The sequence below is a fragment of the Pseudomonas sp. o96-267 genome, assembly GCF_003935465.1.
Classification (GTDB): Bacteria; Pseudomonadota; Gammaproteobacteria; order Pseudomonadales; family Pseudomonadaceae; genus Aquipseudomonas; species Aquipseudomonas sediminis.
Window position 1 is genome coordinate 1 of record NZ_RHQP01000064.1, and the last position, 10,131, is coordinate 10,131.

5 protein-coding genes are annotated in these 10,131 nt (G+C 63.7%); all 5 read left to right on the forward strand.

Features of this window, described 5'->3' with window-relative positions:
* Positions 1 to 78 precede the first annotated feature (78 nt).
* The 5 genes from EGJ86_RS24345 to recD all read left to right on the forward strand — a co-directional run bounded on the left by EGJ86_RS24345 (position 79) and on the right by recD (position 9,926).
* Positions 79 to 213 (forward strand): YgjP-like metallopeptidase domain-containing protein, encoded by a 135-nt coding sequence (locus EGJ86_RS24345; RefSeq protein WP_125836910.1) that lies wholly within the window; start codon positions 79 to 81, stop codon positions 211 to 213.
* 161 nt (positions 214 to 374) lie between these two features.
* A complete protein-coding gene (locus tag EGJ86_RS24350) occupies positions 375 to 698 on the forward strand; it encodes a helix-hairpin-helix domain-containing protein (protein WP_106735349.1) in 324 nt (107 codons plus the stop codon).
* A 161-nt stretch (positions 699 to 859) separates the two neighbouring features.
* Entirely contained in the window at positions 860 to 4,273 is a 3,414-nt protein-coding gene (recC, locus tag EGJ86_RS24355; protein ID WP_125836911.1) for an exodeoxyribonuclease V subunit gamma, read from the forward strand.
* Entirely contained in the window at positions 4,270 to 7,899 is a 3,630-nt protein-coding gene (gene recB / locus EGJ86_RS24360) for an exodeoxyribonuclease V subunit beta (protein ID WP_125836912.1), read from the forward strand. The genes recC and recB overlap by 4 nt, the downstream gene beginning before the upstream one ends.
* Entirely contained in the window at positions 7,896 to 9,926 is a 2,031-nt protein-coding gene (gene recD / locus EGJ86_RS24365) for an exodeoxyribonuclease V subunit alpha (RefSeq protein ID WP_125836913.1), read from the forward strand. The genes recB and recD overlap by 4 nt, the downstream gene beginning before the upstream one ends.
* Positions 9,927 to 10,131 lie beyond the last annotated feature (205 nt).

The following is a 10,131-nucleotide window of genomic DNA, read 5'->3' on the forward strand; positions in this document are numbered from 1 at the left end:
GCTTTACGATCAGTTACGAAGACAGGCTGCCGCAGCAGTAACCCAAGCCCCGGTTACACAAAATTCTGCACACCCTCGGTGCATCTGCTGGAGCCTACCCATAGCGAGCGTTTCATCTCCATCCTCACCGAGCATTACCCAACCTGGCGCGAGGCGCGTGCTGAGCTAAATGAGCTGCCACTGGCTGCGGAGGTTTGGAGGGAGAGTAGATAAGGCATTGGTATAATCCTGTTGGCTTCATCGATCAGTTCGCCCTTCTCGTCAACCGAGTGGTGACGGATCTCGCCCATTCCAGTTTGACAGTGAGGAAATAGCGTCTAGGTTCAAGAACGAGCCTAACTTGCTCGTCTTACTCACTTACAAGGAACGTTAAGATGATGAAAGCCTACCTTGCCTCCGTTCTATTCGCCGTTCTCACCTCACTCTCTCTTGCTGCTTCGGCAGTAGAAACTTCGAAGACTGAACCAGCCGCCACGGCCTCTGCGCAGGTTGCCCAGGCGGTTACCGTCAATCTAAATACTGCTGATGCCGACACTCTCCAGCGCGAGTTGGCAGGTATCGGAGCAACCAAGGCGCAGGCAATCGTGGCTTATCGTGAGGCTCACGGTAACTTCGCTTCGGTTGACGAGTTGCTTGAAGTCAAAGGTATCGGTGAGGCGACTCTGGATAAGAATCGCGACAAGCTCATGGTTGATTGACGCCTGCAGCTGTCGTTACCACCAAGGCCGGTCGTTGACCGGCCTTTTCGTTTTGGGTCGGCCTCAAATGCTTCAGGTCGTTTGTGACATAGCCGTTGATGACGCACCTTGTCGCCAAATGCTGGCAAACTTGCGTTTCGATTTTCGACAGGAGTCAGTCGATGCCCGCCAGCCCGGAGCTGTCCCCCGGCCTTATCGTCATTCACGGTAATCACCTCGAAGAGCTGCGTGCGCTAGCGGTGCAGTGGATGCGGCGCTATCCGCTACGGCCGCTGGAGAACGAGGTGCTGCTGGTGCAGAGCAATGGCATCGCCCAGTGGCTCAAGCTGGCGTTGGCCGAGCGCGATGGTTGCGGTATCGCGGCGGCGCTGGATGTCGATCTACCTGCACGCTTTCTTTGGCAGGCGTACCGCAACGTGTTGGGCAAGGATGCGATTCCGCAGCAGTCGCCGCTGGACAAGGCACCGCTGACATGGCGTCTGATGCGGCTGTTGCCGGGCCTGCTGGCCGAGGAGGCGTTCGCTCCGCTGCGCCGCTTCCTTGCTGATGATCAGGACCTGCGCAAGCGCCACCAACTGGCCGAGCGCCTGGCCGATCTGCTCGATCAATACCAGGTCTATCGCGCCGACTGGCTGGCGGATTGGGCGGCAGGACATGATCGTCTGCGTACCTCGCGCAGTGGCGAAAGGGTGCTGGAGGGCGATTCCCGTTGGCAACCCGCACTGTGGCGTGCCTTGCTGGCGGACGTTGGCGAGCAGCACCTGGCTGGAAGTCGCGCTGGCGTGCATCCGCGCTTCGTCGCGCGAATGGGCGAGCTGGATGCAGTGCCTCCTGGGCTGCCTCGGCGCATCACCGTTTTCGGTATTTCCTCGTTGCCGGCCCAGGTGCTGGAGGCGCTGGCGGCCATGGCGCGTTTCAGCCAGGTCATGCTCTACGTGCACAACCCTTGTCAGCACCACTGGGGCGATATCGTCGAAGACAAGGATCTGCTGCGCCACGAATACCGCCGTCAGCAGCGCAAGGGAAAACCAAGTGCCCAGATCGGCCTGTTCGAGCAGGAAGACATGCACCAGCACGGGCAGCCGCTGCTCGCGGCGTGGGGCAAGCAGGGGCGCGACTACATCAACTTGCTGGATCAGTACGACGAGCCGCAGCGTTACCGCGAGCAGTTCGACCGTATCGACCTGTTCAGCCCGGCCAACGAGAACAGCCTGCTTGGCCAACTACAGAACGATATCCTCGACCTGCGTCCGCTGGCGGAAACGCGCAGCACCTGGCCGCCGGTCGACCCCGCGCGTGATCATTCGCTGCGCTTTCATATCGCCCACAGCGCTCAGCGCGAGGTGGAGGTGTTGCACGATCAACTGCTGGCCAGTTTCAGCGAGGATGCCACGCTGCGGCCGCGCGACGTGATCGTCATGGTGCCGGACGTCAATGCCTACGCACCGCATATTCAGGCCGTATTCGGCCAGTTCGCCAGCGACGACCCGCGGTTCATTCCCTTCACCTTGGCCGACCAGGGGCTGCGCGGTAAGGAGCCAATGATCATCGCGCTGGAGCATTTGCTGCGTCTGCCGGACAGCCGCTTCAGCGTCAGCGAGATTCTCGATCTGCTGGATGTCGCCGCGTTGCGTCAACGCTTCGCCATTGCCGAGGATCAGCTGCCCACGTTGCGCCGCTGGCTGGAGGGTGCCGGTGTGCGCTGGGGGCTGGACGCGACTCAGCGGCAGTCGCTGGGCCTCGGCGAGAATCTGGAGCAGAACACCTGGCGCTTCGGCTTGCGGCGCATGCTGCTGGGCTATGCAGTGGGCACGGCCGACGCCTTTGCCGGTATCGAACCTTACGACGAGATCGGCGGGCTCGATGCTGCATTGATCGGCCCGGTAACGCGCCTGCTGGAAACCCTCGACCGCCACCTGCAACAAATGCGTGAGCCGGCCACACCGGTGCAGTGGGGCTTACGCTTGCGCAGCGTGCTCGACGATTTCTTCCTGTCACAAAACGACCGCGAAGACGTGCTCACGACTCAGTTGCTCGATGCGCTGGATGCCTGGCTGGAGCTGTGCGAGGCTGCGACGCTGGGCGAAGCGCTGACTCTGCCAGTGGTGCGCGAAGCCTGGCTCGGCGGGCTCGATCAGGGGCGGCTGAGTCAGCGCTTTCTCGCCGGTGCGGTTAATTTTTGCACGCTGATGCCGATGCGCGCGATTCCGTTCCGTCAGGTCTGCCTGCTGGGCATGAACGATGGCGACTATCCGCGCAGTCAGGCGCCGCTGGATTTCGATCTGATGGCCGGTGATTACCGCCCCGGTGACCGCTCACGCCGCGAGGATGATCGCTATCTGCTGCTCGAAGCACTGCTGGCAGCACGTGATCGTCTCTATATCAGCTGGGTAGGGCGCAGCATTCGCGACAACAGCGAGCGCCCGCCGTCCGTGTTGGTCGGCCAGTTGCGCGACCACCTTGGCAGTGCCTGGACGCTGGCCGATGGCGGCGACGTTCTGCATGGCCTGACCACCGAGCATCCCTTGCAGCCTTTCAGCCGCCGGTACTTCAATGGCGAGGCGCAACTGTTCAGTTATGCCCACGAGTGGGCCGCCCTGCATGGCCAGGCCTTGGCGGGTGAGAGCGCTGCGCCCTTATCGGCCTGGGAGGTGGGGCAACAGATCACGCCCGAACTGTTGCAGTCGTTTCTGCGTGACCCGGTGAAGTGTTTTTTCACCCGCCGCCTCAAGGTGTTTCTCGATGAACAAGAGCAGGCGCAGCTCGACAGTGAACCGTTCGCCCTCGACGGCCTGCAGCGTTACCAGTTGCAGGAAACCTTGCTCAAGGCGGCGGTAGCAGGCGACGGGGACCACGACGATGCGCTGAGGGCGGCAGCTGATCGCCTGCAGCGCAGTGGTGTCCTGCCGCTGGCTGGTTTTGGCGAACAGTATCGCAACGCCTTGCTGGAGCCGCTGCCGGCGCAGTTGCGGCGTTATCAGGGGCTTTGCCTGTGCTGGCCGACTCCGGTCGAGTCGCCACAGCGTCTGCTCTTCAGTGCAGCCGGTGTTGAGCTCGATGGCTGGCTCGCCGGGTTGAGGCAGAAGGCCGATGGCAGCCTGGCGCGCCTGGAGCTGCTACCGGGTGCACTGCACAAAGACAAGAGCTGGAAATGGCATCGTCTGCTGCGGCCCTATGCGTTGCACGTCATCGCCGCGGCCTGTGGTGTGCCGCTGACCACCTTGCTGGTCGGCGAGGATCGCAGCTTGGCGTTCGAGCCACTACCTGCGGAGCACGCAGCCCGTGTACTGACCACTTGGCTGCAAGCTTGGAGCGCCGGCATGCAGGCACCCCTGCCGGTCGCCCTGAAAACCTCGCTGGCTTGGTTGCAGGACAACAACGAGGACAAGGCCCGTAGTGTCTACGAGGGCGGCTACAACCTCACAGGTGAAGTCCAGGGAAGCGCCAGTCTGGCTAGGCAGTTCCCGAATTACGCCGCGCTTACCACCGATGGTCAGTTTCCGGCATGGAGCGAGCAGCTCTACCAGCCTCTGCTCGACAGTCATCCCCAGGCGCTCGAGGAGGACTCAGCATGAGCCAACAGCGCCCACTGGCCCTGACGTTTCCCCTGCACGGCAGCCGTTTGATCGAGGCCAGCGCCGGTACGGGCAAGACCTTCACCATTTCCGCGCTCTACCTGCGGCTGATTCTCGGCCATGGCGGCGACGCCGCGTTCCGCGAGGCGTTGCTACCGCCGCAGATTCTGGTGGTGACTTTTACCGATGCGGCCACGCGCGAACTGCGCGACCGGATTCGCGCGCGCCTGGTCGAAGCTGCGACCGTATTCCGCGGTGATGCCCAGGGCGATGACCTGCTGCGTGAGCTACGCGGTGATTTCGCCCAGACGCAGTGGGACGAGTGCGCCCGCCGCCTGGAGTTGGCAGCGCAGTGGATGGACGAGGCAGCCGTGTCCACTATTCACGGCTGGTGTCAGCGCATGCTGCGCGAGCATGCCTTCGACAGCGGCAGCCTGTTCAGCCAGACCCTGGAGACGGACCACAGCGAGCTGCTGGCCGAAGTGGTGCGCGATTACTGGCGCCAGCACTGCTATCCACTGCAGGGCGCGGCGCTGCAATGGGTGGCAAGTGCCTGGGGCACGCCCTCCGTGCTGGGCGCAAAGCTACGACCGCTGCTGAGTGAAGAGGGCGAGGCTCCGGCGCAGGCGCTGGGCGAACTGCTCGACAACGCATTGCAGCAGCGCGAGCAGGCGCTTGCCGCGCTCAAGTCGCCCTGGCTGGCCTGGGCCGATGAGTTGCAGCTGTTGCTGGATGCAGCAGTGGCGGCCAAGCAGGTGGATGGCAAGAAAATCCAGGCGCGCTTCTATAACCCCTGGCTGGCCAAGTTGCGTGAGTGGGCCGGCGGCGAAGAGTCGCGGCTCGACCGGGGCACGGGGGTCACTCGCCTGACCCCCGACGGTCTTGCGGAAGCCTGGAAGGGCGAAGTGCCGGGTCATCCAGCGCTGGACGCCATGGCTCTGCTCAAGGCGCAGCTCGCCGCCTTGCCTGACCCCGCTGATGCGGCGGTGCGACACGCGGCAGCCTGGGTTCGCCAGCGCTTCGACTGGGAGAAACGCCAGCGCGCGGAGATGGGGTTCGACGACATGCTCGTGCGCCTGGACGCTGCCCTGCAAGGCAGCAACGGCACGCGCCTGGCCGAGGTGATTCGCCGCCAGTTCCCGGTGGCGATGATCGACGAATTCCAGGACACCGACCCGCTGCAGTCCCGCATCTTCGATACGCTCTACGAGGTCGACGCCAACCGCGACGACTGTGGTCTGTTCATGATCGGCGACCCCAAGCAGGCCATCTACTCCTTCCGTGGCGCCGATATTCATACCTATCTGCGTGCGCGTCGGGCGGCCTTCGGTCGGCACGACAACCTGGAGAAGAACTTTCGCTCCAGTCAGGCCATGGTCGATGCCGTCAACGGGGGTTTCCTGCGTGCCGAACAGCGTGACGGCGGCGAAGGGGCCTTTCTGTTGCGCGACGATCTGCCTTTCATCGAAGTGGGTGCACAGGGCCGGCGCGAAGTCTGGAGCGTCGGCGGCCAGGCCCAGCCAGCCCTGACGGTGTGGCAGTTGGCGAGCGACGAGCCGGTTGCCAAGGGCGTCTATCTGGATGTGGTGGCCGCCGGTGCGGCCAGCGAGATCGTGCGGCTGTTGGATCTGGGGCAACGCGGACAGGCCGGCTTCAACAAAGAGGGGGTGCTGAGTGCCTTGCGTCCCAGCGATATCGCAGTGCTGGTGCGCGACTTCAATGAGGCGCAGGCCATTCGCGGCGAGCTGGCTGCGCGCGGTGTGCGCAGTGTCTATCTCTCCGACAAGGATTCGGTGTTCGCTGCACAGGAGGCACGCGACCTGCTGCTGTGGCTACGTGCCTGTGCCGAGCCGGATCAGGATCGCCCGCGGCGGGCGGCGCTGGCCAGCGCGCCGCTGGGGTTGGCACTGAGCGAACTGGAGCAGCTCAACCTCGACGAGCGCACCTGGGAACGCCGCGTCATGCAGTTCCGCGACTACCGCCAGCGCTGGCAGCGCCAGGGTGTGCTGCCGATGCTGCGCCAGTTGCTGCAGGACTTCGAGTTGCCGCAGCGGCTGATGGGACGTGACGATGGCGAGCGGGTATTGACCAACCTGCTGCACCTGGCCGAACTGCTGCAGCAGGCTGCCGCCGAACTCGATGGCGAGCTGGCGCTTATTCGCCACCTGGGCGAGTTGCTGGCCGGTGAGGGCCAGGCTGCCGACGAGCAGGTGTTGCGCCTGGAGAGCGACGAGGCACTGGTGCGCGTGGTGACCATCCACAAGTCCAAGGGCCTGGAGTATCCCCTGGTGTTCCTGCCATTCATCTGTGCGTTCCGCCCAGTGGACGACAAGAAGCCGCTGCAGATCCACGACGGTGAACGTCGCCGGCTGGTGCTCAAGGCCGATGAAGACAGCCTGGCGCGCGCCGAGCGTGAGCGCCTGGGCGAAGACCTGCGCCTGCTCTATGTGGCGTTGACCCGCGCCCGGCATGCCTGCTGGCTGGGTGTGGCGGATCTGAAGATCGGCAACAGCAAGAAGTCGCGCCTGCATGAGTCGGCGTTGGGCTACCTGCTCGGTGGCGGCGCGTCGCTGACAACCAGTCACGAACTCACCGCTTGGCTCGAGCCCTTTGCATCCGGGTTTGAAAGTACCGTGGCGCCGGTGCCGGCCGCCAGCGAGCAGCGCTATCGCATGATCGAAGATGAGCAGTTCGAGCCGCAGTGGCGCACGCCAGTACGACGCGCCGCCGAACATTGGTGGATCGCCTCCTACAGTGCGCTACGTCTGGACGAGGACGCGCCCCGCCAGGCCAGCCGCCACGAAGACGCCGCCCCCGACAGTCCGGCGATGCAGACCGCCATCGACGATGAAGATCCGTTGCTGGCTCTGGCGCCGCTGCCGGCCTCCGCTCAGGGGCTGCATCGTTTTCCGCGCGGGCCGAACCCCGGCACCTTCCTCCATGGCCTGCTGGAAATGGCGGCCCAGGAAGGCTTTGTGGCGCTGGTGCGGGAACCGTCAAAACTGCGCGAGGCGCTGGCCAGGCGTTGTCAGCGTCGTGGACTGGAAAGCTGGATCGATCCGTTGCAGGACTGGCTGCTGGCGCTGCTGACCCAGCCGCTGCAGCTGGAGGGCACGGATGCCGTGGTGCTGGCGGAGCTGACGCAGTATCAGCCCGAACTGGAGTTCTGGTTCGAAGCGCGCGGGGTGGACGTCAGGCTGCTGGATCAGTGGGTGCAGCAGTGCGAGTTGCCAGGTATCGCCAGGCAGCCGCTGCGTGCCGATACCCTCAACGGCATGTTCAAGGGTTTCATCGATCTGGTATTCGAACATCAGGGGCGTTATTACGTGGCGGATTACAAGTCCAACTGGCTCGGCAGCGATGATGGCGCCTACACCCATGAAGCGATGGAAGTGGCCATCGCCAGCCACCGTTATGACTTGCAGTACGTGCTCTATGTGCTGGCGCTGCATCGGCAGTTGCGTCTGCGCCTGCCGGATTACGACTATGACCAGCATCTGGGTGGCGCGCTCTACCTCTTTATCCGAGCACCGCAGCAGGGCGCCTACCTGGCCCGGCCGCCTCGCGAGCTGATCGAGCGACTGGATGCATTGTTCATGGGCGAAGCCGAGGAGGGCGCGGCATGAGTGCGATGCTGACGCCGGCGCTGCGAGATCGCGCCGAACTCTTTTCCCTGCTATCGACATGGAGCGAGCGTGGCTGGCTGCGCGAGCTGGATCGGGCTCTGGCGCAGCTGTTTGCCGAACTGGACCCGGACGCTTCGCCCTTGCTGCTGCTCGGCGCCGCGTTGGCCAGCCATCAGCTGGGGCAGGGGCATGTCTGTCTCGACCTGGCAGCCACATTGGCTAACCCTGATTTCATCCTGTCTTTGCCACCGGAAGGTGAGGATGCGCAAGAAGCGATGATCCTGCCGTCGCAGGTGCTGGCCGGGCTCAGCCTGGCGTCATGGCTGGCGGCTCTTGCCGGTAGCTCGCTGCTGGAATCAGAAGGTGCGCCGCTGGTGCTCAGTGGCACCTGCCTTTATATGCGCCGTTACTGGAACTACGAACGCCAGGTGGCAGGCAACATCGCCCAGCGTCTACAGGCGAGCGCAGCCGCACCCGCCGATCTGGCTGCGCGCCTGGCTTCACTCTTTCCCGACGCGCTGGTGGTGGACGGCCAGCGCCTGGCCGATTGGCAGAAGTTGGCCTGTGCCATGGCCGCTCAGGGACGCTTCACGCTGATCACCGGGGGACCCGGAACCGGCAAGACGACTACGGTAGTCCGTCTGTTGGCGCTGCTGCAGGCGTCTGCCATGGCCACAGGCGAACCGCTGCGCCTGAGTCTTGCGGCGCCTACGGGCAAGGCCGCCGCGCGTCTGACTGAATCCATCGGCGCGCAGGTTCAGTCCCTGGCGCTGGACGAGCGGGTGCGTGAGCAGATTCCGACCCAGGTGACGACGCTGCATCGCCTGCTGGGCAGTCGTCCCGGCAGCCGCCATTTCCGTCACGATGCGGCCAACCCCTTGCCGCTCGACGTCCTCGTGGTCGACGAGGCGTCGATGATCGATCTGGAGATGATGGCCAGCCTGCTGGATGCCTTGCCGACGCATGCGCGTCTGATTCTGCTGGGCGACAAGGATCAGCTCGCGTCGGTGGAGGCCGGTGCGGTGCTGGGTGACCTGTGTCGGGAGGCTGAAAGTGGCGGCTATAGCGAGGCTACGCGTACCTGGCTGGAACAGCAGACGGGGGAGCAACTGGAAGACCCGGCGCTGGTAAGCGGTGACCAGGCGCTGGCGCAGCATATCGTCATGCTGCGCCACTCACGGCGTTTCGGCAGTGGCTCGGGCATCGGGCGCCTGGCGCGTGCGGTGAACCAGAGCGATGCGCAGGCAGCACGTGCGACTCTGGCAGCAGGTACGGACGACCTGCATGTGCTGCGCCTGACGGGCGAGCAGGATCGTGCGCTGGAGCGACTACTAATAGACGGACAGGGTGATGGCGAGCATCGTCCGCTGGGCTATGCACATTATCTGCAGCTGATGCAGGCCGGGCGTCCCGCTCCTGGTGCCGATGTCCATGCCTGGGATGGCTGGGCCGGTGATGTCCTGGCGGCGTTCGACCGGTTCCAGTTGCTCTGTGCGGTTCGTAAAGGCACATGGGGCGTGGAGGCGCTTAACGAGCGTATCGCCGAAGCGTTGATGCGCCGTGGGCTCCTAGAGCAGGCGCAGGGCTGGTATGAAGGTCGACCTGTGCTGGTAACGCGCAATGACTACAGCCTTGGGCTGATGAATGGCGACATTGGTATTGCGCTGCGGCTGCCGGAACCGCCTGAATCTCCAGGTGCACCTGAGCGCCAGGTATTGCGGGTGGTATTTCCGCGTAATGACGGCAGTGGCACCTTGCGCCATATCCTGCCCAGTCGCCTGAGCGCGGTGGAGACCGTGTTCGCGATGACCGTGCACAAGTCGCAGGGTTCGGAGTTCGCTCATTGCGCGTTGATCCTGCCTGACAGCCTCAACCCGGTGCTGACCAAAGAGCTGATCTACACCGGTATCACGCGAGCGCGTCACTGGTTCAGTCTCATTGAAAGTCGCCCAGGCATCTTCGAGCAGGCAGTGCAGCGACGCGTGGAGCGACGCAGCGGGCTGCGTGAAGCACTTGAAGCGTTATAAGTCATAAAACTGCAATTTCTGCTTGACGCGCATTCTGCTGGCGGTAGAATGCGCGCCACTTCAGCGATGAAGCGCTTCAAAAACTTCTTGTTAATCAATGAGTTAAGTTAAATGAAGGGCTTGCAAAACTGGATCTGGCGTGTAGAATGCGCGCCGGTCGACAGGGTGGTGGTTGAGTCCTGTTGGTGGTTCGGTCGAATGGATC